Annotated in this window: 21 protein-coding genes; 8 read left to right on the top strand and 13 right to left on the bottom strand. The window is 69.2% G+C overall.

Features of this window, described 5'->3' with window-relative positions; translation table 11 throughout:
• Positions 1–5: 5 nt before the first annotated feature.
• Complete coding sequence (gene nhaC / locus ACFY0U_RS29635) at positions 6–1493, bottom strand: Na+/H+ antiporter NhaC (RefSeq protein WP_388641023.1); 1488 nt, start codon at positions 1491–1493, stop codon at positions 6–8.
• Positions 1494–1886: 393 nt separating this feature from the next.
• Here nhaC and ACFY0U_RS29630 point away from each other — a divergent pair, with 393 nt between their 5' ends.
• The 6 genes from ACFY0U_RS29630 to ACFY0U_RS29605 all read left to right on the top strand — a co-directional run bounded on the left by ACFY0U_RS29630 (position 1887) and on the right by ACFY0U_RS29605 (position 10827).
• The gene (locus tag ACFY0U_RS29630; RefSeq protein ID WP_388641022.1) at positions 1887–3020 is read left to right on the top strand and encodes a LacI family DNA-binding transcriptional regulator; all 1134 of its coding nucleotides are present in this window, start codon (positions 1887–1889) and stop codon (positions 3018–3020) included.
• A gap of 423 nt (positions 3021–3443) precedes the next feature.
• Positions 3444–4796, top strand: a complete 1353-nt coding sequence (locus ACFY0U_RS29625) for an ABC transporter substrate-binding protein (protein WP_388641451.1) — start codon at positions 3444–3446, stop codon at positions 4794–4796.
• 77 nt (positions 4797–4873) lie between these two features.
• Positions 4874–5818 (top strand): carbohydrate ABC transporter permease, encoded by a 945-nt coding sequence (locus ACFY0U_RS29620; RefSeq protein ID WP_388641020.1) that lies wholly within the window; start codon positions 4874–4876, stop codon positions 5816–5818.
• A complete protein-coding gene (locus tag ACFY0U_RS29615) occupies positions 5815–6750 on the top strand; it encodes a carbohydrate ABC transporter permease (protein ID WP_388641019.1) in 936 nt (311 codons plus the stop codon). Before ACFY0U_RS29620 ends, ACFY0U_RS29615 begins: the two co-directional genes overlap by 4 nt.
• A 48-nt stretch (positions 6751–6798) precedes the next feature.
• The gene (locus tag ACFY0U_RS29610) at positions 6799–8949 is read left to right on the top strand and encodes a beta-galactosidase (protein WP_388641017.1); all 2151 of its coding nucleotides are present in this window, start codon (positions 6799–6801) and stop codon (positions 8947–8949) included.
• Positions 8950–9021: 72 nt separating this feature from the next.
• Entirely contained in the window at positions 9022–10827 is a 1806-nt protein-coding gene (locus ACFY0U_RS29605; protein ID WP_388641015.1) for an RICIN domain-containing protein, read from the top strand.
• Between the two features lie 220 nt (positions 10828–11047).
• Here the strand turns inward: ACFY0U_RS29605 and ACFY0U_RS29600 are convergent, their stop codons facing one another.
• From ACFY0U_RS29600 to ACFY0U_RS29550, 11 genes are all read right to left on the bottom strand, one after another.
• Positions 11048–11575, bottom strand: coding sequence for a hypothetical protein (locus ACFY0U_RS29600; protein ID WP_388641014.1), 528 nt, complete (start codon positions 11573–11575; stop codon positions 11048–11050).
• Positions 11576–11613: 38 nt separating this feature from the next.
• Positions 11614–12309, bottom strand: a complete 696-nt coding sequence (locus ACFY0U_RS29595; RefSeq protein WP_388641013.1) for a hypothetical protein — start codon at positions 12307–12309, stop codon at positions 11614–11616.
• Between the two features lie 9 nt (positions 12310–12318).
• A complete protein-coding gene (locus tag ACFY0U_RS29590) occupies positions 12319–13419 on the bottom strand; it encodes a magnesium and cobalt transport protein CorA (protein WP_388641011.1) in 1101 nt (366 codons plus the stop codon).
• A gap of 332 nt (positions 13420–13751) precedes the next feature.
• Positions 13752–16295 (bottom strand): DUF4118 domain-containing protein, encoded by a 2544-nt coding sequence (locus ACFY0U_RS29585; RefSeq protein WP_388641009.1) that lies wholly within the window; start codon positions 16293–16295, stop codon positions 13752–13754.
• A 1-nt stretch (position 16296) separates the two neighbouring features.
• Positions 16297–16980 (bottom strand): response regulator, encoded by a 684-nt coding sequence (locus ACFY0U_RS29580; protein WP_388641008.1) that lies wholly within the window; start codon positions 16978–16980, stop codon positions 16297–16299.
• 97 nt (positions 16981–17077) lie between these two features.
• A complete protein-coding gene (locus tag ACFY0U_RS29575; RefSeq protein WP_388641006.1) occupies positions 17078–17710 on the bottom strand; it encodes a potassium-transporting ATPase subunit C in 633 nt (210 codons plus the stop codon).
• 5 nt (positions 17711–17715) lie between these two features.
• The gene (gene kdpB, locus ACFY0U_RS29570) at positions 17716–19848 is read right to left on the bottom strand and encodes a potassium-transporting ATPase subunit KdpB (RefSeq protein ID WP_388641004.1); all 2133 of its coding nucleotides are present in this window, start codon (positions 19846–19848) and stop codon (positions 17716–17718) included.
• Entirely contained in the window at positions 19845–21509 is a 1665-nt protein-coding gene (gene kdpA / locus ACFY0U_RS29565) for a potassium-transporting ATPase subunit KdpA (protein WP_388641003.1), read from the bottom strand. Before kdpA ends, kdpB begins: the two co-directional genes overlap by 4 nt.
• An 8-nt stretch (positions 21510–21517) precedes the next feature.
• Complete coding sequence (gene kdpF, locus ACFY0U_RS29560) at positions 21518–21607, bottom strand: K(+)-transporting ATPase subunit F (protein WP_016434100.1); 90 nt, start codon at positions 21605–21607, stop codon at positions 21518–21520.
• Between the two features lie 410 nt (positions 21608–22017).
• The gene (locus tag ACFY0U_RS29555; RefSeq protein WP_388641001.1) at positions 22018–23139 is read right to left on the bottom strand and encodes a DUF4037 domain-containing protein; all 1122 of its coding nucleotides are present in this window, start codon (positions 23137–23139) and stop codon (positions 22018–22020) included.
• 151 nt (positions 23140–23290) lie between these two features.
• Entirely contained in the window at positions 23291–24037 is a 747-nt protein-coding gene (locus tag ACFY0U_RS29550; protein WP_388641000.1) for an aminoglycoside phosphotransferase family protein, read from the bottom strand.
• 169 nt (positions 24038–24206) lie between these two features.
• Between ACFY0U_RS29550 and ACFY0U_RS29545 the strand changes: the two genes are divergently transcribed.
• Both ACFY0U_RS29545 and ACFY0U_RS29540 read left to right on the top strand, forming a co-directional pair.
• A complete protein-coding gene (locus tag ACFY0U_RS29545) occupies positions 24207–24791 on the top strand; it encodes a dihydrofolate reductase family protein (RefSeq protein WP_388641449.1) in 585 nt (194 codons plus the stop codon).
• Positions 24788–25201: a VOC family protein gene (locus tag ACFY0U_RS29540; RefSeq protein ID WP_388640998.1), complete on the top strand. Its 414-nt coding sequence runs from the start codon at positions 24788–24790 to the stop codon at positions 25199–25201. The genes ACFY0U_RS29545 and ACFY0U_RS29540 overlap by 4 nt, the downstream gene beginning before the upstream one ends.
• Positions 25202–25344: 143 nt before the next feature.
• Here the strand turns inward: ACFY0U_RS29540 and ACFY0U_RS29535 are convergent.
• A partial coding sequence (locus tag ACFY0U_RS29535; protein WP_361556108.1) for a DNA-directed RNA polymerase subunit alpha C-terminal domain-containing protein occupies positions 25345–25652 on the bottom strand: 308 nt, incomplete at its 5' end.

Genomic DNA, 25652 nt, shown 5'->3' with positions numbered 1-25652 from the left:
GGCGGTCAGGAGGAGGGCTCGGGCCGGTCCACACCGGTACCCGGCTCCACCTTTTCGATCCTGAAGCCGGTGATGCCGTAGACGATGCTGAGAGCAGGACTGGCGTAGTTGAAGATCGCGTACGGCAGATACGACAGGGTCGCCACGCCCAGCACGGCCCCCATGAACGCGCCGCAGGAGTTCCATGGGACGAGTGGCGAGGTGACGGTTCCGCTGTCGGCCGCGAGGCGGGACAGGTTGGTGGGGGCGAGTCCTCGTCTGGCGAACTCCAGTCGGAAGACTTTCGACGGCAGGACGAGGGCGATGTACTGGTCACCGGCGACGATGTTCAGGCCGAAGGCGCTGGCGAAGACCGTGACGTAGAGGCGGCCGACGCTCTTCGCCGAGCGGATCATCGGATCGATCAGGCGTCCGATGAAGCCGAACTCCTCCAGAAGCGCGCCGAAGGTCACGGCGCCGATGATCAGCCACAGGGTCAGCAGCATGCTGTCCATGCCGCCGCGTGACAGCAGCTGATCGATCTCGCTGATGCCCGAGTCGATGGAGAAGCCGTTGGCCATGGCGCTCCAGACGCCCTTGATCGATTCGATGACGACGTTGCCGGAACCGGCCACGAAGTCGCGCATCACGTCAGGTTGTGTGAACGCGCCGAGGAGTCCGGCGAAGAGCGCGGAGTAGATGAGTGCGAGTGAGGCGGGCACCTTGCGGATCGACAGGAAGCCGAGCAGCAGCAGGGGGAGGAGATTGAGCGGGGTGATGTTGTAGATGCCGTTGAGGCTGTTGAGCTCGATCTCCTCACCGACCGGGTTGGTCACGTCGGGACCGTTGACCAGGCCGATGACGAGGAAGGCCACGAAGGCGATGACGAACGCGGGGATCGATGTCCACGCCTGGCGTTTGATGTGCTCGTAGACGTCGACCTTCACCATCTGCGCGGTCAGTACCGTCGTCTCCGACAGCGGCGAGAGCTTGTCCCCGAGATAGGCGCCGGAGATGACCGCGCCCGCGGTGATCGCCGTCGAGACACCGAGCATGTCCGCGACTCCGACGAGACCGACCCCGATGGTGCCGGCCGTCGTCCACGAACTGCCGATGCTCATCGCGATGACACCGCAGATGAGGGCCGCCGCCGCGTAGTACCAACTCGGTGACAGCACCTGGATGCCGTAGTACACGAGGGTCGGAATGGTCCCGGAGAGGTTCCATACGCCGATGAGCGCCCCCACCGCCAGAAGGATGAACACCGCACTGGTGATGGACGCCAGTGCTCCCTGGCCGACCTTCTGCACCTCGTGCCACCGGTATCCCAGGCGCATCGCGACCAGCGCGACGGACATCGCGCACAGCACCAGCGCGACCTGAAGCGGTCCGTCGAGGGCGTCCAGGCCGAACAGCAGCAGCGCGCCGGCGACCAGCACCACGAGGACGCCCATCGGAACGAGCGCGTCCGTCAGCGACGGCTCACGCACCACGGGATCAGGCTCGTGCTTCATGTCTTGCGGCATCCGACCCCTCGCTCACTGCTCAGGGGCGCGACAGACAGCACCCCTCCACAGGGGCGAAATGTACCTTTCGTGGCTTGGTGAGCCTTGTTGGCGGACCTGTGTCCCCGGATCGAGTCCGCATCCAGAGGCCGGTAGCCGCGAGCGCGACAGGCGAATCCCGCCGAGATGTCTACGCAGTCAGAACCCATCCGTCAAGGCTTGCGGCACATTTCGCCGCATCGCGCTTCGGCAGTCCGCCGCGGGGGTCGCGCGAGGTTACGAATACGTGCCGGACACTTGACGACCTCCGCCTGACTGCGTAGACATGGCAGCGTAGTCAGACAGCGCAGTCAGACAGATGGCGTCGGCGCTGCCGCGGATCACGACGGTTCGGGAGACACCATGATGCGAGAGGCACGACGGGGCGGGAGCTCCGGCGCACCACGCAGCGTGGACGTGGCCCTGCTGGCGGGTGTGTCGCAGAAAACGGTGTCCCGGGTCTTCAACGACGAGCCGTATGTCTCCGCCGAGGCTCGGCGCCGCGTCCTGGAGGCCGCGGAAGAACTCGGCTACCGGCTCAACAACGCCGCGCGGGCGCTGGCCTCCGGACGTACCCGTTCCATCGGTGTGGTGACGCTGGGAACCGCCCTGTACGGACCCGCCTCCCTGATCATGGGCGTGGAGCGTGCCGTACGGGACACCGGTTACGCCCTGCGTGTCGTCAACACCATGGAGGGCGACCCGGACGGGATCGGCGGGGCCATCGACTCGCTCCTCGACCAGGGCGTGGACGGCATCGTGATCTCGGAGCCGATCGACGACGGACAGGACGGAGACCTCGCTGTCCGCCTCGACGTACCCGTCCTCGTCCTGGGCGCGCCACCGCTGCCCGTGCCCAGGGCGCTGGCCGCCGGCGTCGGCGCCGATCTGATGGCGCGGACGGCGACCGAGCATCTGCTGGACCTGGGACACCCGACGGTCCACCATCTCGCCGGTCCTCGACGGTGGTACTCCGCCCGTGACCGTACGGAGGGCTGGCGGTCCGCGCTCGTCGAGAACGGCAGGACGGTGCCGGCTGTCGTCGAGGGCGACTGGTCGGCGGCCTCCGGTTACGCGGCGGGCCGCGAACTGGCCGGTGTCGGCGACATGACCGCGGTGTTCGCCGCCAACGACGACATGGCGATCGGTTTCATCCGGGCGCTGACGGAAGCCGGCCGACGCGTGCCGCAGGACGTGAGCGTGGTCGGCTTCGACGACATTCCCGTAGCGGCCTACGTGTCTCCTCCGCTGACCACGGTGCGTCAGCCTTTCGACGTCGTGGCTCAGGAGGGCATCAAACGCCTCGTGCACACCATCGAGAACCCGCAGGCGGACCCCTTGCCGGCGAGTGAACCACCGGTGGACCTCGTGATCCGCGCCTCCACCGCTCCGCCACCACCGCAAGCGCCCGGTGGTCGCCGCCGGCGCACCGCCGCCCGCCCGAATGCGGCCCGGCACGGTCCATCCCTGGGCGGAGGGCCGTCCGCCCATGACTGACCGGAGCAGATCAGCCCGAGCCGGCCCCTTGGGCACCGGGCGAGCCGCCCCACCGCTCCCCGCGTCCCGCACCTCGTCACCGACCGCGTCCTCGCACCGCACGGAGACCCCGTCACCCGGGCGACGCGCCAACTCCCCTCACGCGGCCGCCGCCGAGTAGGTCCGCCGCACCAACTCTCTGTTCCACCAAGTGCCTTGCCCGGCCACCGGCTCCCCGCGCACCAGCAGCGGCACGCCCGCGGGCGAAGGTCCCGAGGACGTACGCCCACGCCCTGTCGACCCCAGGGTCCTGGCCGGCCCGTCCGAGCCCTCTTCCTCCCTCGTCACCCCTCTTCCGCACGCCTGCCTTCGGCGTGCCTTTCACCCAGTCATCGGCGGGAGTTCACCGTGCGCAGTTTCAGCTCCACCCCCAGCCCTTCCCAGATGAGCCGTCGGCTCTTCCTCACGGCCGCGGGAGCGGTCTCGTTGGGCGCCGCGCTGTCCGCTTGCGGCGGTGGCGACAGCGGCAGTTCGTCCGGCTCCGCCGCGCCGGTCAGCCAGGCCGACATCGACAAGGCGATGAAGACGCCGACCGAGCTGACGTTCTGGACCTGGGTCCCCAACATCGCCAAGGAGGTCGCCCTCTTCGAGAAGAAGTACCCGGCCATCAAGGTCAAGGTCGTCAACGCCGGTCAGGGCACCCCGCAATACACCAAGCTGCGCACCGCGCTGAAGGCCGGCAGCGGCGCACCGGACATGGTGCAGATCGAGTACCAGGCCATCCCGACCTTCACCATCACCGACAGCCTGCTGGATCTACGGCCCTACGGCGCGACCGCCCTCAAGAGCCGTTTCGTGGACTGGACTTGGGGTCAGGTCAGCGGCAGCGACGGCGAGGTCTGGGCGATCCCGCAGGACACCGGCCCGATGGGCATGCTGTACCGCAAGGACATCTTCGACGAGCACGGCATCGAAGTCCCCGAGACCTGGGACGAGTTCGCCGCGGCGGCCCGCAAGCTCCACAAGGCCGCCCCCGACGTCTACCTCACCAACCTCGCGGCCAACCAGCCCGCCGCCTGGCACGGTCTGCTGTGGCAGGCGGGCGCCAAGCCGTATGTCACCTCCGGCAAGGGCGACATCACCATCAGCGTCGACGACGCGGCCTCCAAGAAGCTCGGCGAGTACTGGGGCGGTCTCGCGAAGGAGGGGGTCATCGGGGTCGAGCCGGACTTCACCGACTCCTGGTACGCGGCCCTCAACAAGGGCAAGTACGCCACCTGGCTCACCGCGGCCTGGGGCCCGGTCTTCCTCTCCGGCTCCGCAAAGTCCACCGCCGGCAAGTGGCGGGCGGCCCCGCTGCCGCAGTGGGACGCCGCCAAGCCCAGCTCGGGCAACTGGGGCGGCTCCACCACCGCGGTCATCCGCTCGACCAAGAACCCCGTCGCGGCGGCGATGTTCGCGCAGTTCCTCAACAGCGACCCGGCGAGCGCCAAGATGTTCGCCACCGAGCAGTTCTTCTTCCCGGCCACCAAGGCGCTGCTCACCGACGAGTCGTTCGTCTCGAACGCACCCACCTTCTACGGCGGGCAGAAGGTCAACCAGGTCTTCGCCGACATCGGCGACACCGTCTCGCCCTCCTTCCAGTGGCCGCCGTTCCTCGACCAGGCCGCAACCGACTGGACCGAAACGGTCGGCACCTCGCTCGCCGACAAGTCCGACACGGTCGCGGCGCTCGGCACCTGGCAGCAGCGGCTCACCACCTACGCCAAGAAGCAGGGCTTCACCGTCCGCTCCTGACGGTCCGCGGGGTCCCGCGCGGCGGCGCGGGACCCGCCCGTCCCACCTCAGCCCAACCCCTCCGTCAGAAAGGGCCGATGATGACCGCCACAACCGCGGCCGCTGCCAAGGGCCGGCGCCGAGACGGGCCGGCACGCCCCCCGCGCGGTGGCAAGGGCCGCCGCACCTCGGCAGGGCCGTTGTTCGTCGCGCCGTTCATGGTGCTGTTCGTCCTGCTGTTCCTCGCGCCGCTCGGCTACGCCGCCTACCTGAGCCTCTTCCAGGAGCGCCTCATCGGCGGCACGGCGTTCGTGGGACTCGACAACTACGCCCAGGCCCTTGGTGATGCGCAGTTCCTGCACGGCGTCGGACGGGTGGCGCTGTTCTTCCTGATCCAGGTGCCCGTGATGCTGCTGCTGGCACTGCTGTTCGCGCTCGCCCTGGACAGCGGTCTGCTGCGGCTGGCCCGGGTGATCCGGCTCGGCATCTTCGTGCCCTACGCCGTGCCCAGTGTGGTCGCCACCCTCATGTGGGGTTACCTCTACGGCCCGGACTTCGGCCCGTTCGCCCAGCTGAGCCGGAAGCTGGATCTGCCGGTCCCGGACTTCCTGAGCCAGGGCTGGATGCTCGGCAGTCTGGCGAACATCGTGACCTGGGAGTTCGTCGGCTACAACATGATCATCCTGTACGCCGCCCTGCGCACCGTTCCCACCGAACTGTACGAGGCGGCCGCGGTGGACGGAGCGGGCGCCTGGCGGATCGCGTGGTCCATCAAACTCCCGGCGCTGCGCCCGGCGTTGCTGCTCACCCTGCTCTTCTCCGTGATCGGCAGCTTCCAGCTCTTCAACGAGCCCAAGCTCCTGATGAACGTCGCCCCGGACGTCATCAGCAGCTCCTACACCGCCAACCTCTACGCCTACTCCCTCTCCTTCACCGGCCAGCAGGTCAACTACGCGGCCACGGTGTCCTTCCTCCTCGGCCTGGTCATCGTGATCGCCTCCTACGGCGTCCTGCTCACCGCCAACCGCAGGAGGACCTCGTGACGACCCTCACTCCCCCGGCCGCCGTCGAAGCGAGCCCGCGCACCGCCGTCAAGGACCGCGCAAAGCGCCACAGGCCGTCGTCACGCCGCCGCAGCACCCCGCTGACGATCGCCATGCTCGCTGCCCTCGGCTACTTCCTCCTCCCCCTGTTCTGGCTGCTGATCGCCTCGACCAAGAGCACCCAGGACCTGTTCAACAGCTTCGGCCTGTGGTTCTCCCACGCCCCGCAGCTCCTGACGAACGTCAAGGAGACCCTCACCCAGGACGACGGCGTCTTCCTGCGCTGGCTGCTCAACACGGTCATGTACGCCGGCGTCAGCGCGGTCGGCGCCGCCCTGCTCGCCGCGGCCAGCGGCTACGGGTTCGCCAAGTTCCGCTTCCGCGGCAACCGGGCCGCCTTCAACCTCGTCCTCGGTGCCGTCATGGTGCCGACCACGGCCCTGGCGATCCCCACGTACCTGCTCTTCGCGAAGGCGGGCCTGGTCAACACCCCTTGGGCGATCATCCTGCCCTCGCTCGTCAACCCGTTCGGCCTGTACCTGATGCGCGTCTACGCCGAGGACGCCGTGCCGGACAGCATCCTGGAGGCCGCCCGCATCGACGGTGCCGGCGAGGCCCGGATCTTCTTCCGGATCGTTCTGCGGCTGCTGGGTCCCGGACTGGTGACGGTCCTGCTGTTCACGCTCGTGGCGACCTGGAACAACTACTTCCTGCCGCTGATCATGCTCAACGACCCGGACCTGTATCCCATCACGGTCGGTCTCTCGTCCTGGGCGGCACAGGCCCAGAACGGCGGTGCGGGCGCCAGCAGCGACATGCTCGCGCTCGTCGTGACCGGCTCCCTGATCTCGATCCTGCCCCTCGTCGTGGCCTTCCTGATGCTCCAGCGCTACTGGCAGAGCGGACTGGCCTCCGGCGGCGTCAAGCAGTAGCGCTCGTCCCTCACTTGTCTTTCCCCGTCTCCTCGGAGGTTTCTCTTCATGGCGGCTCTGCCTGCCCGTGTCCTGTTCGGCGCCGCGTACTACCACGAGTACACGCCCGCCTACGACCCCGGACTGCGCCCCGACGAACGGCTGAAGACCGACCTGGACCTGATGGCTGAGGCGAATTTCACCGTGATCCGGGTGGGCGAGTCGGTCTGGTCGACCTGGGAGCCCACGAGTGGCCGCTTCGACCTCGACTGGCTGCAACCCGTCCTCGACGGCGCCCACGAGCGCGGTATCTCCGTCGTCCTCGGCACCCCGACGTACGCCGTGCCGCCGTGGCTGGCCCGCCAGTACCCGGAGATCACCGGCGAGCGGCACACCGGCGAGCGCATCGGCTGGGGCGCCCGCCAGGAGGTCGACTTCACCCACCCCGCGTTCCGTTTCCACGCGGAACGGGTGATCCGCAAGATCGTCGCCCGGTACGCCGACCACCCGGCGGTCATCGGCTGGCAGGTCGACAACGAACCGGGCCTGCACCTCTTCCACAACCACGGCGTCTTCCAGCGCTTCGTGGACCACCTGCGGGAGAAGTACGGCGACGTCGAGACCCTCAACCGCGAGTGGGGCCTGGTCTATTGGTCGCATCGCCTGTCCACCTGGGCCGACCTGTGGACCCCGGACGGCAACGAGCAGCCCCAGTACGACGTCGCCTGGCGGGAGTTCCAGGCCCGTCAGGTCACCGAGTTCATCGGCTGGCAGGCCGACATCGTCCGCGAGTACGCCCGCCCCGAGCACTTCGTCACCACCTGCATCTCGTACACCCGCCAGGGGGTGGAGGACGACGAGATGACGGACCGTCTCGACATCGCCTCCGGCAACCCGTACTACGACATGCAGGACGGCCTGCTGCTGCCCGACCCGACGCCGGACGAGCACGAGCAGGTCTGGAAGACCACCGGCGTGTGGTCGATGTACCAGACCGCCGACTGGATGTTCTCCTCCCGCCAGCAGCCGTTCCTCGTCACCGAGACCAACGCCAACTCCATCGGCTTCCCCTGGGACAACCGTCCGGGCTACGACGGCCAGTGGCGCCAGGCCGCCTGGGCGCACGTCGCACGCGGTGCGCGGATGATCGAGTACTGGCAGTGGCAGACCCTGCGCTTCGGCGCGGAGACCTACTGGGGCGGGGTGCTGCCGCACAGCGGACAGCCCGGCCGCACGTACGCCGAACTGGCCCGCCTGGGCGCCGAGTTCGACAAGGCCGGCCCCCTCGTCGCCGGACTTGAGCCGGACGCCGACATCACGATGGTCTACTCGATGCCGAGCAAGTGGCTGATGCAGAAGTATCCGCCGCTGGCCAAACCGAACGGTGAACCCGACCCCGCCTCCTACCACCGCGTCTTCGACCCCTTCTACCGCGGCGCCTTCGACGCCGGCCGCCAGGTCCGCATCGTCCACGCCCGCCAGTTGCACGACCCCAGCGGGCAGCGGGAGGGGATGACTCCCGAGGAGGCCGTGCGACGGCATCCGGTTCTCGTCGCCCCGGCCCTGTACATCGTCGACGACGCCACGCTCGACTGGCTCGCGGCCTACGCCCACGCGGGCGGCCACCTCGTGCTCGGCCCGCGCACCGCGTACGCCGACCACGAGGCCCGTGCCCGTACCGAGCCCGCCCCCGGCCGTCTCACCGAGGCCGCGGGCATCCGCTACGACGAGTTCAGCAACCTCACCCACGACGTGCCGGTCCGGGTCGTGCCAGGGGGCTCGCTCAAGGCGCCCGCGAACGCGACGGCGACACGCTGGATCGAGTGCCTCACCACCGCTGACGCCGATGTGCTGGCCTCCTACGACCACCCGCACTTCGGACGCTGGCCGGCCGTCACGACCCGTCGGCACGGCGCCGGTCGTATCACCTGCGTGGGGACCGTGCCCGGCCGCGACCTCGCCCGGGCGCTGGCCGACTGGCTCGCTCCGGCCACGCACAGCGGGTGGCAGGGGCTCCCGGCGTCCGTGACGGCGACGACCGGTGTCTCCCCCGACGGACGCCGCGTCCACATCGTGCACAACTGGAGCTGGGAGGCCGCACGCGCCCACGCCCCGGTGGACCTGTCCGACGTCCTGAGCGACACCCCCGTACCGGCCGGCAGCGCTCTGGAGCTGGGCCCCTGGGACGTACGCGTCCTGGTCGCCACCCACAACGGCTGAACCCCTCAAGTGACCACGCCGGTGGCCGAAGCGCCGCCGGCCTCACCGTGGCCATTCCCAGACGGAGGAATCATGCAGAGAAGAACCCTGGGCAGGGCGCTGGGCACCTTCGCCGCGGCGTCCGCGTTGCTCGCCGTACCCGCTTCCGGCGCGCAGGCGTACAACCCGACGGGCGGCACCTTGTACCAGCTCGGCAGCGAGCCGTGTCTCAAGGGGCGCGGCAACTGCGCGGTGTACCCCAAGTCGGCCCAGCTGCCGAGCGGCCGGCTGGTGGCCGCGTTCGAGAAGTCCACCGTCGTGACAGCTACGGGCAGCGCCGACGGACAGACTCTCCCGGTCTACAAGAGCGACGACGACGGCACCTCGTGGCAGCCGCTGTCCGAGGTGAAGGCTCCGGCGTACCTCTCCACGGATCCCAAGTACGCGAAGTACACGAGCAATTGGACCAACCCGTACCTCTACGTCCTTCCCCAGGACGTGGGGGACCTGAAGCAGGGCACTCTGCTCCTCGCGACTGTCGTCTCGGGCGATGACTCCTACTACAAGGAGCACAAGGCGGCGGACCCGAACTGGACTCCGTCCAACGACGGCGACCGCAGGGACCTGTCGATCGCGCTGTACTCCAGCACCGACGACGGCGCGACCTGGAAGATCAACAACGTGGTCGCCACCGGAGGCTGGCAGGGCGGCAGCGCCGGCGCACTCGGCCAGAACATCGCCGCCGCCAACACGAACCGGCAGGCGGACCCCCTCTGGGAGCCCTACCTGATGGTCCACAAGGGCCGGCTCGTCTGCTACTACTCCGACGAGAACGACTACACCGGCTTCGACGCGACCACCGGCGTCCCGACCCTCGACCCCGCGAACGACACCGCCAAGGACTCCCTCGGCCAGATCCTCGTCCACAAGACCTGGGACGGCCGCAGCGCGAACTGGAGCGCTCCCGTCGTCGACATCGCCGGTCTGACCCAGGACATGGGCGGCGGCAAGACGGAGATCGGAGGCGGCCGACCCGGCATGACCAACGTCGTCCGCACCACGGACGGCAAGTGGATGATCACCTACGAGTACTGGGGCGGAGGTGCCAACACCCGCTACCGGATCGCCGACGACCCGCTGAAGTTCTTCACCGGATCGGCCACCGGGACGGGTGTCAACTCACTGCCGGTCGCCACCGGTTCGCGCCCCCTCGCCATGAACGGCAGCCCGGTCCTCATCAGGCTCCCCGGCGGGCGCCTGGTCTACAACGCCGCGGGCAGCGGCAACGTCTGGGTCAACGAGAGCGGCCGCAGCGACGGCACGTGGACGGAGTACCAGACGACGTCCCAGGCCGGATACAGCCGCAACCTGCAGTACGTCGACGGCACTGGCCGTGTCGTGATCCTCAACAACCAGGGCACCTCGACGCTCAAGTTCGCCGAGGTCGACCTCGGCCACTCGGACGGCGCCTACTACCAGCTGGTGAACCGTAAGACGGACCAGGTGATCGGGACCGGGAACAAGACCAACGACGCGAACATCGGCAACGGTGACGTGCCCGACGTACGTCTTGAGGCCCCCGGTTCGGCGGCGAACACGGACACCCAGTACTGGCACGTGGTGACCGAGCCGGGCGGCGGAGTGACGCTGCTGAACAAGTCGGGCGGCCGGGCGGCGGCCATCTGGACGGGGAACGCGACGGCCGGCCAGAAGATCGGCCAATGGGTCGACAACAGCAACACGGGCAGCTGGAACCTCGTGAAGACCAGCGACGGGTTCTACCGGCTCCAGTCCGTGAAGAACACGAACCTGTACCTGACCGGTGCGACCGCCGGAGCACAACTGACCTTGCAGACCGCGCTCACGGACGGCTCGCAGGACTGGGAGCTCGTCCAGTAGCCCCAAGCCGGTCGGCGCCGCACGGCATCGGCGATGACCGCTGTCACGAGCTTGGCGCGGATCATCGCCGAAAGCCCCGGCCCCGACGTACTCGGCGTCGGCTGCGGCATCGGCAGTGCTGGCAGCCCTGAACGCGGTCGGAAACGCCCTCGCCTCCCTCGGCGGACGCTTCACGATGAACTGCACCACGCTGCGCCGGGATCGGAGGTCCGGCCTCTCCTCAGGTGCCGAGGTCCTCCATGATCTCCCTCACCCGACGGTTCAGCGACGGGGCCCACCACGAAGACAGCGGCGCCAGCCGGGTGACAGCCTCCCCCAGCCACTCCGGGTCGCCCAGGCGGTGCAGCACCCTCGCTTCGGACGTCCTCCGGAACAGGGACTGCACCACGTGGACGTGGATGCCCGTGTAGGCGCGCTCGTGATGGGTGTAGTTCACCGACCAGGGCTCGTACGGATGACGAAGGAGTCCGCCCACGGAACAGCCGCTGCGGCCGGTCTCCAAGTGGCCGCCACCGAGCGCGCCCAGCACGCCCATGGTGCGAGTGGCGTGCCACGCCTGATAGGTGGCTCGGATACTCAGCTCCACGAACTTGGACCACGGGACGACGGCCAGGGGTTCCGGCGCTCCGGACTCATGGTGCTCCATGCCCTCGGCGGTGAGGACCAGGCATGAGCCGCCCTCCCGCTTCGGGTCCCCGATGATCCAGCGGTCCCCGACCAGTTCCAGTGGCCCCAGATACGCCGTCATGATCCCCCGTCGGTCGTGTGTTCGTCCGGCCCGAGACCTTACCCTCCGGCCGTACCCTGCTCACCGGGCGAGGTGTGGGCATCAACCCGCGAGAACGCACGGAGAGGAGACGCGTTGCGCAGCCTCCAGATGTCCTTCCACTGCCGGCTGTGAGCCGCCGCCAGTCGTGGGTCGGGCGCGTCGGCCCGCCGCACCGCGAGGCTGACACCGCACTGCCGGCACAGCTCGTGGATCCGGTGGTGACCGTCGTGCCAGGCGCTGGTGTCACCCTGGGTTCCGCAGACACGGCACGTCAGCGCGGCGGCCTGATCGGGCGGGACCGAGGAACGCAGTACCCGCTCGACGACCACGGGCAACGGCTCGTCGGGGTGCATCGTCGGCTCGGGGCAGAAAGCGATGTTCCCCCACCCCCGCTGCCAGCCTCGCCAAGCCCCGTCCGCCGGCACCTGGCGAGAGCCACGTGCCTTCTCCGCTCTTCGACGGGCGGCATAGGCGCGTTCGTCAGCGAGCCACAGCTGCCGTGCGTCGTGCAGCTCCTCCAACGCTCGTATGACCGAGTTCGGGTCCTTCTCCAGATCCCTGGGGATCCCCGCGCTGAGGCACAGGTGGTGGTAGGTGGCCCGGAAGCCGTAGGGCGCGAAGTGGACGAGACAGGACCGCAGATTCGTGTGGCGGACACGCGCGGGCAGGCTCTCGTCGTAGGCCCGACCGCGGTGGGTGTTGAAGCTGCTCATCCCCGGACGCTACAGCCAGCCGTTGCGCTTGAAGTTGCGGTGCAGGACGAGGCAGGCGGTGGCGATGACGGTGAGGACGAGGGGGTAGCCGAAGGTCCAGCGCAGTTCCGGCATGTGGTCGAAGTTCATGCCGTAGACGCCGCAGACCATGGTCGGTACGGCGATGATCGCGGCCCAGGCGGTGATCTTGCGCATGTCCTCGTTCTGGGCGACGGTGACCTGCGCGAGGTGGGCCTGGAGGATGGAGTCGAGCAGGACGTCGTAGGCGTTGATCTGCTCGGTGACGCGGGTGAGGTGGTCGGTGACGTCCCGGAAGTAGGCCTGTATCTCCTTGTCGACGCAGGCGCGGGGCTCGGTGGCCAGCCGGTCCAGGGGGCGCGCGAGCGGGACCACGGCCCGCTTCAGTTCCAGGAGTTCGCGCTTGAGCTGGTAGATGCGGCCGGCGTCGGCGTTGCGGGGGCTGCGCGGGGAGAAGACGTCGGTCTCGACCTGGTCGATGTCGTTCTGGACGGAGTCGGTGACCGTGACGTAGTCGTCGACGACGTGGTCGGCTATCGCGTGCAGGACGGCGGAGGGGCCCTTGGCCAGCAGCTCCGGGTGGGCTTCGAGGTCTTCCCGCAGAGGGCCGAGGGAGCCGTGGCGGCCGTGGCGGACGGTGACGACGAAGTCGGGGCCGGTGAAGACCATGATCTCGCCGGTGTCGACGACCTCGCTGGTCGCGGTCAGTTCGGCGTGTTCGACGTAGGTGACGGTCTTGAAGACGGAGAACAGGACCTCGCCGTACTGCTCGATCTTGGGGCGCTGATGGGCGTGGACGGCGTCCTCGACGGCGAGGGGGTGCAGCCCGAAGAGTTCCGCGACACCGGCGAACTCCTCCTCCCCGGGTTCGTGCAGACCCAGCCAGACGAAGCCGCCGCGGTGCTTGCGGGCGTACCGGACGGATTCCTCCACGGAGTCCCTCGCCGGGCGGCGGACGCCGTCGTGATAGACGACACAGTTGACCACCGTCGAGCCGAGCGGGGACCGGGCCGGGTGGCTGAGGTCCACACGGCGACGGCGGGTGCGCCGCGCCAGGTTCGCGACTTTGCGCAGATTGCCGACCATCGACATGCGGGGTTTCTCCTTCACCGGACCGTTGGATCCGGACAGTGTGCCAAACGACGGTAAGGGCGACGTCAGAGCCGGCGCGACGACGCGGCGGAGTTCTACGAGTTCGCGTTTGAGCTGGTAGATGCGGCCGACGGCGTGGCCGGCTTCCGGGGAGAAGGCGTCGTGCTCGATCTCGTCGGCGTCCGTCTCCAGTGGAGCGCGGATGGTGCCCGCGCCACCGAGCAGCCTGTTTGAAGGCGGGTGCTGCCCTCGCGTACTGCGGTCGCGCCCTGCGCCGTGGCCGACGATAGGCCGCTATTGCCTGGCCCCCTGCCGCCCTGCACCCGCCCCCCTCACGACGTGGCCCCCGCCGCCAAGTCCCGCTGTTCCGGCCGCCGTTCCGGTGCCGTCCGTAGTGCCAGCACCATCGTGAGGCCGCCCCCGGGGGTGTCCTCGGCGTGGAGTGTGCCGCCGACGGCCTCGGTGAAGCCGCGGGCGACCGCGAGGCCGAGGCCGACTCCGGCGCCGCGGGGTGAGTCGCCGTAGCGCTGGAAGGGCTCGAAGATGCGGTCCTTGGCCTCGTCCGGGACACCGGGGCCGCGGTCGACGACCCGTACCTCGACCCGGTCGGCGATGGCGCTCGCCGACACCAGGACCTTCTCGCCGGGCGGGCTGTACTTGACGGCGTTCTCCACGACGTTGGCGACGGCCCTCTCCAGCAGTCCGCGGTCGACGTGGACCATGGGCAGGGTCTCGGGGATGTCGAGGTCCACGCTGTCCTCGGGCACCCCGCCGAGCGCCATGGGGACGACCTCGTCGAGGTCGGTCTCGCGGATGATCGGGGTGACGGTGCCGGTCTGGAGGCGGGACATGTCGAGCAGGTTGCCGACCAGGAGGTCGAGCCGGTCGGCGCCCTCCTCGATGGCCTCCAGCAACTGGGCCTGGTCGTCCTCGGACCAGGCGACGTCCTCGGAGCGCAGCGAGGACACGGACGCCTTGATGCCGGCGAGCGGGGTGCGCAGGTCGTGGCTGACGGCGGCGAGCAGCGCGGTGCGGATGCGGTTCCCCTCGGCCAGTTCCTTGGCTCGGTCGGCCTCTTGCCGCAGGCGTTGGCGGTCCAGGACGACGGCGGCCTGCGCGGCGAACGCGGCCAGCACCCGGCGGTCGGCGGCCGGCAGCACCCGCCCGCGCAGGGACAGGGCCATGTGGTCGCCGACGGGTACGTCGACGTCCGCCTCGTCCGGGTTCTCGGCGGGCCGGGGTCCCACGCTGCCCGCGCAGGTCCAGGGATCCGTTTCGCCGGTCCGCTCCAGCAGGGCCACCGACTCCATGCCGAAGGTCTCCCGGACCCGTTCCAGCAGCTCCTCCAGCGAGGTCTCCCCGCGCAGGACGCTGCCGGCGAGGAAGGACAGGATCTCCGACTCTGCCCGCAGCCGCGCCGCCTGGTGGGTGCGGCGGGCCGCGAGGTCCACCACGGAGGCCACCGACACGGCGACGCCGACGAAGATCGCGATGGCGACGATGTTCTTCGGGTCGGCGATCGTCAGGGTGTGGACGGGCGGCGTGAAGAACCAGTTGAGCAGGAGGGAGCCCACCACCGCGGAGGCGAGTGCCGGGACGAGGCCGCCCAGCAGGGCGGCGGCCACCGTCAGGGTCAGGAACAGCAGCATGTCGTTGGCGAGGCCGACGTCCGGGGCGGCGCCGGTGAGGAGCCAGGTGAGGAGGGCGGGGCCCAGGACGCCGACGAGCCAGCCCCAGACGACCCGGGAGCGTCCCAGGCGTGCTCCGCGTGCCACCGGCAGTCCTCGGCCCTTGCCCGCCTCGCCGTGGGTGATGAGGTGGACGTCGAGGTCCGGACCGGAGTCCCGGGCCACGGTCGCGCCGACGCCCGGCCCGAAGGCGTACTGCCAACTCCTGCGCCGGGAGACGCCGAGGACGATCTGGGTGGCGTTGACCCCGCGGGCGAAGTCCAGCAGGGCCGCCGGTATGTCCTCCCCGACGACCTGGTGGAAGGTGCCGCCGAGGTCCTCGGCCAGCGTGCGCTGGTCGGCCAGTTCCTTCGGTGAGGCGGTGGTGAGGCCGTCGCTGCGGGAGATGTAGACGGCCATGACCTCACCGCCGGCGCCCTTCTCCGCGAGCCGCGCGGCCCGCCGTATCAGCGTGCGCCCCTCAGGGCCGCCGGTCAGGCCGACCACGATCCGCTCCCGCGAACCCCAGATCGCCGAGACCCGGTGCTCGTTGCGGTACTCGGTGAGATACGCGTCGACCCGGTCGGCCACCCACAGCAGCGCCAACTCCCGCAGTGCGGTGAGGTTGCCCGGCCGGAAGTAGTTGGACAGGGCCGCGTCGACCTTGTCCGACTTGTAGATGTTCCCGTGCGCCATACGGCGGCGCAGGGCCTGCGGCGACATGTCGACCAGCTCGATCTGGTCCGCCCGCCGCACCACCTCGTCCGGCACGGTCTCGCGCTGCCGCACCCCGGTGATCGACTCGACGACGTCCCCCAGCGACTCCAGGTGCTGGATGTTGACGGTCGAGATCACGTCGATCCCGGCGGCCAGCAGCTCCTCCACGTCCTGCCAGCGCTTGGTGTTGCGGGAGCCGGGGATGTTCGTGTGGGCCAGTTCGTCGACCAGGGCTACCTGGGGCCGGCGGGCCAGGACGGCGTCCACGTCCATCTCGGTGAACACGCTGTCCCGGTACGGGAGTTCCTTGCGTGATATCTGTTCCAGGCCGTGCAGCATCACCTCGGTGCGCGGCCGGCGGTGGTGTTCCACGAAGGCGACCACGCAGTCGGTGCCCCGCTCGATCCGGCGGTGTGCCTCGGAGAGCATGGCGTAGGTCTTGCCGACGCCCGGTGCCGCGCCGAGGTAGATCCGAAGCTTGCCGCGTGCCATGTCATCCTTCGAAGCGGTAGCCCATGCCGGGCTCGGTGATCAGATAGCGGGGGTGGGAGGGTTCCGTCTCGAGTTTGCGACGGAGCTGGGCCATGTAGACCCGCAGGTAGTTGGTCTTGCTGCGCTGCGAGACGCCCCACACCTCCTGGAGGAGGTGCTTCTGTGTGATCAGCCGTCCCGGGTTGGTCACCAGGATCTCCAGCAGGTGCCATTCGGTCGGGGTCAGCCGCACGTCGCGCCCGCCGCGGACGACCTTCTTGGCGAGCAGGTCGATGCTGAAGTCCGCGGTCTCGACGAGAGTCGTCTCGGGCACGAGCGGCGCGTCCTCGGTACGGCGGACGGCGGCCCGCAGCCGGGCCAGCAGTTCGCTCATGCTGAACGGCTTGGTGATGTAGTCGTCGGCGCCGGCGTCGAGCGCGGCCACCTTCTCGTCGGAGCCCTGCCGGGCGGACAGCACCAGGATGGGCATACGGCTCCAGCCGCGCAGGCCCTTGATGATGTCGACGCCGTCCATGTCGGGCAGCCCGAGGTCGAGCAGGACCACGTCGGGCTGACGGGCGGCGGCGAGCCGCAGGGCGGTGGCGCCGTCGGGGGCGGCGTCCACCGCGTACGTGCGTGCCTGCAAGTTGATGACGAGGGCCCGTACCAACTGCGGGTCGTCCTCCACCACGAGCACCCGGGTCATGGGTGTGTGCCTCTCCTGTCTTCACGGCGGTGGGAGCCGGCGGGTCCGGGCCGCTGTCCCCGGACCCGACGGCTCCCGTCTCGGTCGCGTGAGGCCGTCACTTGGCCGATACGAGGTCCTTGAGCGCGATGTTGAGTTCGAGGACGTTCACCCGGGGCTCACCGATGAAGCCGAGCGTGCGGCCTGCGGTGTGATCGTCGACCAGCTTCCGCACCTGGGCGACGGACAGCCCGTTCCTCTCGGCGATCCGGTGGACCTGGAGGCCGGCGTACGCCGGTGAGATGTCCGGGTCGAGGCCGGAGCCGGAGGAGGTGACCGCGTCGGCGGGGACCTGGGAGGGCTCGACCTTGTAGTCGGCGGTGGAGTTCTCCTTGACGACCTTGGCCTTCGCCTCCTTCACCCACTTGATGAGCTCGGGGTTGTCACCGGACCGGTTGGTGGCGCCGGACAGGATCAGCTTGTACTGCGTGTTGACCGAGTTCTCGCCCAGCCCGTTGGCCGGACGCGGCTGGAAGTAGTCGAGGCTGTAGCCCTGTTGACCGATCAGCGACGAGCCGACGACCCTGCCGTCCGCCTTGATCTCGGAGCCGTTCGCCTTGTCGGTGAAGAGCGCCTGGGCCACTCCCGTGACCAGCAGCGGGTAGATGACGCCCGTGACCAGGGTCAGGACGAGCAGGGCCCGCAGACCCGCCCCGAGCAACCGGGCGGTGTTCGTAACGGAGTTGTTCATGGCGGTCAGCCGATCCCGGGGATGAGGGAGATGAGCATGTCGATGAGCTTGATGCCGATGAAGGGGGCGACCAGTCCGCCGAGGCCGTAGACCGTGAGGTTGCGGCGGAGCATCTTGTCCGCGCTCACCGGGCGGTACTGCACCCCCCGCAGGGCGAGCGGCACCAGCGCGATGATGATGATCGCGTTGAAGACGACGGCGGACAGGATCGCGGAGTCCGGCGAGGACAGGCCCATGATGTTGAGCTTGTCCAGGCCCGGGTAGACCGCCGCGAACAGCGCCGGGATGATCGCGAAGTACTTCGCCACGTCGTTAGCGATGGAGAACGTCGTCAACGCGCCCCGGGTGATGAGGAGTTGCTTGCCGATCTCGACGATCTCGATGAGCTTGGTCGGGTTGGAGTCGAGGTCGACCATGTTGCCGGCCTCCTTGGCGGCCGACGTGCCGGTGTTCATCGCGACGCCGACGTCCGCCTGGGCCAGCGCGGGCGCGTCGTTGGTCCCGTCACCGGTCATCGCGACGAGCTTGCCGCCGGCCTGCTCCCGCTTGATGAGCGCCATCTTGTCCTCGGGCGTGGCCTCCGCGAGGAAGTCGTCGACGCCCGCCTCCTCGGCGATCGCCTTGGCGGTCAGCGGGTTGTCGCCCGTGATCATGACGGTCTTGATGCCCATGCGGCGCAGCTCGTCGAACCGCTCCCGCATGCCCTCCTTGACGACGTCCTTGAGGTGGATGACGCCCAGCACCCGGGCACCTTCGGTGTCTTCGACGGCCACGAGCAGCGGAGTGCCGCCGGCCTCGGAGATGCGGTGGGAGAGGGTGTCGGCGTCGTCGGAGACCGTGCCGCCCCGTTCCTTGACCCAGGTGATGACCGACCCGGCCGCACCCTTGCGGATCTTCCTTCCGTCGACGTCCACACCCGACATACGGGTCTGGGCGGTGAAGGCGATCCACTCGGCACCGGCCAACTCGCCCTGGTGGCGCTCCCGAAGCCCGTACTTCTCCTTTGCCAGGACGACGACGGAGCGGCCCTCGGGGGTCTCGTCGGCCAGCGAGGAGAGCTGGGCCGCGTCGGCGACCTCGGTCTCGGTGGTGCCGGTGACCGGTACGAACTCGGACGCCTGGCGGTTGCCGAGCGTGATGGTGCCGGTCTTGTCGAGCAGCAGGGTGGAGACGTCTCCGGCGGCCTCGACTGCCCGCCCGGACATGGCGAGGACGTTGCGCTGCACCAGCCGGTCCATGCCGGCGATGCCGATCGCGGAGAGCAGGGCGCCGATGGTGGTCGGGATGAGACAGACCAGGAGGGCCACCAGGACGACCATGGTCAGGTGGGTGCCCGCGTAGTCGGCGAACGGCGGCAGGGTGGCGACCGCGAGCAGGAAGACGATCGTCAGGGACGCGAGCAGGATGTTGAGCGCGATCTCGTTCGGGGTCTTCTGGCGCGCGGCGCCCTCGACGAGGTTGATCATGCGGTCGATGAAGGTCTCGCCGGGCTTCGTCGTGATCTTGATGACGATACGGTCGGACAGCACCTTCGTCCCGCCGGTCACGGCGCTCCGGTCGCCGCCGGACTCGCGGATGACCGGGGCCGACTCACCGGTGATGGCCGATTCGTCGACCGAGGCGACGCCCTCGACGACGTCACCGTCGCCGGGGATGATGTCTCCGGCCTCGCAGACGACCAGGTCGCCCACGCGCAGCTCGGTGCCGGGGACCCGCTCCTCCGCGGAGCCGTCGAGCCGACGTGCGACGGTGTCGGTCTTGGCCTTGCGCAGGGTGTCGGCCTGCGCCTTGCCCCGGCCCTCGGCGACCGCCTCCGCGAGGTTCGCGAAGATGACCGTGAGCCACAGCCAGGCGCTGATCGCCCAGCCGAACCAGTCGCCCGGGTCCTTGAAGGAGAAGAGCGTCGTCAGCACCGAGCCGACGAGGACCACGAACATCACCGGGGACTTCACCATCACCCGCGGGTCGAGCTTGCGGAAGGCGTCCGGCAGCGACTTCAGCAGCTGCTTGGGGTCGAAGAGACCAGCGCCGACACGTCCTTCGGCGGCCTTGTGCCCGGTGGGGACGTCGCTGTGCGGCGCCCGGGTCGGGGTGGCTGTGGACATCGAGTCCTCTTGATTCGTTACGTCGGTGGTCATGACGCCAGCCCCTCGGCCAGCGGCCCCAGCGCCAGGGCCGGGAAGTAGGTCAGACCGGTGATGATCAGGATCGCGCCCACCAACAACCCGGTGAACAGCGGCTTTTCCGTGCGCAGGGTGCCCGCGGTGGCCGGCACCGGCTTCTGCTCGGCGAGCGAGCCGGCCAGTGCGAGGACGAACACCATCGGCAGGAAGCGGCCGAACAGCATGCACAGACCGAGCGTGCTGTTGAACCACTGCGTGTCCGCGTTCAGCCCGGCGAAGGCCGAGCCGTTGTTGTTCGAGGCGGACGTGTAGGCGTACAGGATCTCGGAGAACCCGTGCGCCCCGCTGTTGGTCATCGAGTTGCCCGGGGTGGGCAGGGCCATCGCGGCGGCGGTGAAGACCAGCACCAGCGCCGGGGTGATGAGGATGTAGCAGGCCGCCAGCTTGATCTCGCGGGTGCCGATCTTCTTGCCCAGGTACTCGGGCGTACGGCCGACCATCAGCCCGGCGATGAACACCGCGATGATCGCCATGATCAGCATGCCGTAGAGACCGGAGCCGGTACCGCCGGGCGCGATCTCGCCCAGCATCATGCCGAGCATCGTGATGCCGCCGCCGAGTCCGGTGAAGGACGAGTGGAAGGAGTCGACCGCGCCGGTCGAGGTGAGCGTGGTCGCCGTGGCGAAGATCGACGAGCCGCCGACGCCGAAGCGGACCTCCTTGCCCTCGTACGCCCCGCCGGCGATGTCGAACGCCGGGCCGTGGTGGGCGAACTCGGTCCACATCATCAGGGCCGTGAAGCCGATCCAGATGGCGGCCATGGTGGCGAGGATCGCGTAGCCCTGCTTGACCGAGCCGACCATGAGGCCGAAGGTGCGGGTCAGCGCGAACGGGATGGCGAGGATCAGGAAGATCTCGAAGAGGTTCGTGAACGGGGTGGGGTTCTCGAAGGGGTGGGCGCTGTTGGCGTTGAAGTAGCCGCCGCCGTTGGTGCCGATCTCCTTGATGGCCTCCTGCGAGGCGACCGCGCCACCGTTCCACTGCTGCGAGCCACCCATGAACTGACCGACCTCGTGGATGCCGGAGAAGTTCTGGATGGCCCCACAGGCGACCAGCACGATCGCGGCGAGGATCGAGAACGGCACCAGGATGCGCACGACCCCGCGGACCAGGTCGGACCAGAAGTTGCCGAGCTCACCGGTGCGCGAGCGGGCGAATCCTCGTACGAGCGCCACCGCGACGGCGATACCGACGGCCGCGGAGACGAAGTTCTGCACGGCCAGCCCGGCGGTCTGCACGACATGGCCCATGGCCTGCTCGCCGTAGTACGACTGCCAGTTGGTGTTCGTGACGAACGACACCGCCGTGTTGAACGCCTGGTCCGGGTCGATCGACGAGAAGCCGAGCGAACCGGGCAGGATGCCCTGGAGCCGCTGGAGCAGGTAGAGGAACAGGACGCTCACGGCCGAGAAGGCGAGCACGCCGCGCAGGTAGGCGGGCCAGCGCATCTGCGTGTCCGGGTCGGCACCGATGCCCTTGTAGATCCACTTCTCGACGCGCCAGTGCTTGTCGGAGCTGTAGACCCTGGCCATGTAGGTGCCGAGGGGGAGGTGGACGAGCGCCAGCGCGCCTATGAGGGCGAGCAGCTGGAGGACGCCGGCGAGTACGGGACCCATCACGTCTCTCAGAACCTCTCCGGGAAGATCAGGGCGAGGACGAGATAGCCCAGCAGGGCGACGGCCACGACGAGGCCGACGATGTTCTCGGCGGTCACAGCTTCGTCACCCCCTTGGCGACGAGAGCCACCAGCGCGAAACCCGCGATCGTGGCGATGACGAAGGCCAGATCGGCCATCGCGAACTCCTGGAGTGAGGTTCGTTGAAAGGGGACAGCTAGAGGAAAGCCCCTCTTCGGCCGCATCGGCTCGTCCGTTGACGGCTCCCTTACGGCTGTGCCCACGGCTTTGACGGAACCCTGACGCCCGTGATCAGTACCGGCCTGCCGGTCGGTGTCCCGGCTCACAGCGGCCGGAAGCGCGCCGCTCACAGGCCAGGCCGACCACGGGCACCCCGGGTCCCACTGCGCCCAGGGCCGCTCCAGGGCGTGACCTGGGACCGAGAGGGGATCACGATCAGCACGTCACGCCGGCTCCATGAACACAGCCGCACCAGAACGAACGGCTCTTCACCGCTCTGGGGCACGCTCCCCAGGAGCAGAGCCGAGGGTCGCGTGGGTGGCGGCGCGTGACAGCTCCGGATGGCTGAGGACGTCGGTGCTGTCGACGAACTGGTCGACGGCGCCGGTCACGGGCAGGGAGCGGATCTCCGGGTCGGTGATGCGGGCGCGCAGCGCCGCGGTGAAGCGCTCGGCGTGCAGGACCTGAAACGGTCTGGTGTGGTAGGGCCGCGTGGCGGGGTCGACAGGAGCGGTGAGTCCGAGGTCGTTGTGCGCGGCCGCGACCGTCTCGTAGGCGCGGGCCAGGTGGTGCTCGCGGGTGCGCCAGTCGCCGGCGGCGAGCGCCGCGGTCAGGTCCGGGATGAGGACGGAGGCCTGTGGGGTACGGGCGAAAGCGCTGCCGAGCCATTTGCCGTACGGCGGGTAGCGGCGGTCCATCAGCAGGCACAGCCGCATCAGATCACGCACGAGACGGGCCGCGACGACAGCGGAACCGAGCTCGTCCCCCACCTCCCCGCAGCGGCCGACGAAGGCTTCCTCCTGGGAGATCCGCTGCCACTGGCAGGCCAGGAGGTACAGCCACAGTTCGTGCGGGTACCAGTCGAGGCCGGCGCGGGCCGCGGCGAGTTGACCGAGCCCGTCGTGGAAGACGGCACCGGCTGTGACCTCGGCGAGCCGCTGAGTGGGAGTGGCCAGCCAGTCGGCGGTGGTGACGCCCGGGCGCGGGTCGAAGCCCAGGTGGTCGCCGAACCAGGCGCCGGGGTCCGTCACTTGGACTCGATGGTGGACGGGCCTCTCCGTTGCCCGCATGACGCCGATGCCGGCCTCGCCGGTGGAGGCGAAGTGTGTCGGATAGCCGTGAAAGGTCTTCGGCAGGCGTTCGCTCAGCAGGGCGGTGATCCGCTCGCCGTGGCGGGTGGCCTCCTGCGGGGTGAGGAAGATCTGGAGGCGGGGTCCCCACTCGTGGTCGGCGGAGCGGGCGGTGTCGAACCCGAGGACTTCCGAGCCGCTGCCCATACGAGCGGCGGAATACGTCACCCCGGGAGCGGCCTGGTCCAGCAGCGGCCCCACCGCCTCGAGGTAGAAGCGACGCGAGAGTTCCAGCCCGGGAATGAAGGACGCCGTGGTCATGCAGCGCAGACTGCCGCACCGGCATCCGACGGGGCGACGCCATTTCCCACCCGGCGGACAGCTGCCGCCCAGGTGCAGCCAGGGCGCGAAACCTTACGTCGCGCCGGATGGAATCCTCAGGCCGTCCGCGGCCGTGGAGGATCCGTCAGCCTCACATCCGGGATCTGAGCACGTCGACCTCACAGCCCGGCGCGAAGGGGTCGAAGCCGTGCTCGGTCAGCCAGCGAACTGCCAGCAGGCTTCGCAGCGACCACCACGCGTGGATCACGTCGAGGTCGATGTCGGTGCCATAGCCGACGATGACATCTTCGAGGTGCTCCTCGTGTCCGAGCGTGAAGGTGGCGAGGTCGTACAGGGGATCACCCTGGCCCGCCTCGGACCAGTCGATGATGCCGGTGACCTCGTCGCCGTCGACGAAGACGTGCGCGATCTGCAGGTCGCCGTGCGTGAACGCCGCAGTCCACGGTCGCAGCGCCGCTTCGGCGACCTGGCGGTTGCGGGTGACCAGGTCAGCGGGCAGGAGGCCGTTCGTCACGAGCGACTGACACTCGTCGTCGAGTTCCGCCACCAGCGCGTCGATGCTCCGGCCGGCCCGGCCAGGCCAGGGCGGCAGCGGCGCGTCGTGCAGCTTCCGGATGGCGGCGCCCGCCGCGGCCCACGCCGCCGGCGACCCGGTCGACGGCCCGCCGAGGCGCCCCAGCGTCGCCCCCGGGAGTGCGGCGATCGCGAGCACGGGCGGCTTGCGCCACAGGACCTGCGGGGTCGGGACGGGCGCGAGGGACATCGCTTCGACGTCGACATCGATGCGCGCCTGATCGGCGTCCACCTTCAGGAACACGTCGCCCACGCGCAGAGTCGCGCGCTCGGAATGGGCGACGACGACTTTGACCTCATCCATGGGTGAGCACTATCCCGGGGATGATCGCCGACGTCGCCGGGTTTTTCGCGTGCGGTTACGCGGCTCACCGCATCCCGGCACCTGGCGGCAGGCCGGCGCGTCGGGCAGATGAGTTTGCAGGCTGCCTGAAGTCTTCCTTCAGTGTCATGGAGGAGAGATGGAGGCCAGGATGAACAATCCGATTCGGCTGTACATGTCGATGTCGCTCGACGGCTATATCGCGGGCCCGGACGATCGACCAGGGCAGGAGCTCGGACGCGACGGTGGACGGCTCTTCAACTGGCTCGATGACCGGGAGTCCGACGGTCCGAGCGGCCAGGTCTACCGCGAGGCGCTGGCGACCGGCGCGGTGATCTCCGGCCGTCGGACCTTCGAACTTGCCGGGCGCTGGCAGGGCGATCACCACGACGGCGTGCCGATCTTCGTACTCACCCACCATGTGGATCACGGGGACGTGCCGCCCGGCCACGCACGTTTCGTCACCGATGTCGAGGACTGCGCCCGTCAGGCTCGCGCAGCCGCAGGGGGCCGGCCGGTCATGGTCCATGGGGCTGGGGCGGCTCAAGCACTGCTGCGAGCCGGGCAGATGGACGAGATGGAGATCCACCTGGTTCCGGTCCTCCTCGGGGACGGTCGACGGCTGTTCGACCACCTGGGCGGCGATCACATCGAACTCGACCTCGTCCGACGGCTCGAAGATCGAGACGTCACGCATCTGCGCTACCGGGTGCGTCGACCCAAGGAGGCCTCGTGAAGACGCTCTTCGTCTCCTACCGCGTCACCGACCTGGACCACTCGCTCGGTTTCTACACCGCCTTGGGCTACGCCGAACTGGGCAGGGTCGAGGGCGGCGACGGAGCTCGCCTCGTGATCCTCAAGTTCCCCGACGAACCGGCGGCCTCGCTCGAACTGGTCCATCGCCCCGGCGACGGACCGGTCGACGTGGGCAACGGTTTCGATCATCTCGCGATCCAGGTGGAGAGGCTTTCCGTGGCCCTGGAGAAGCTGACCGAAGCCGGTCTGAGGCCCGAACCCCTCCAATACCCGGGCGGCCCTCACGGCCCGAAAACGTCGTGGCTCACGGACCCGGATGGTTACCGGATCGAGTTGGTGGAGTGGCCGACCGGACATCCCGACGGCATCACCGCAGCAGACTTCGCCTGAGGCGGCCACGGCCCGCGGAGTGACGAAGCTTCCCTCGAAGGGCACCCCGCCTCGGACCGCTCGCCCCGTGGAGACGACGAAACCCGGCCCTGACTTGGTAGCCAGGGCCGGGCTCGGCTCCGTCGCAGCGCGCGGCGCGGGGTTCAGTACTGCTCGGTCTCCACGAAGCCCGCGTCCGCGTCGTCGTCCGCGCCGAAGGCGGCGGCGGTCGGGTCGAATCCGGGCGGGCTGTCCTTCAGGCCCAGGCCGAGACCGGCCAGCTTCGCCTTGACCTCGTCGATGGACTTCGCACCGAAGTTGCGGATGTCCAGCAGGTCCGCCTCGGAGCGCGCCAGGAGCTCGCCCACGGAGTGGACGCCCTCACGCTTGAGGCAGTTGTACGACCGAACGGTGAGCTCCAGCTCCTCGATCGGCAGCGCCAGGTCAGCGGCCAGGGCGGCGTCCGTGGGGG

The sequence above is a fragment of the Streptomyces sp. NPDC001536 genome, assembly GCF_042894505.1.
Classification (GTDB): domain Bacteria; phylum Actinomycetota; class Actinomycetes; order Streptomycetales; family Streptomycetaceae; genus Streptomyces.
Note: the sequence above shows the minus strand (reverse complement) of the source record. Positions and strands in the feature narration are given on the sequence as shown.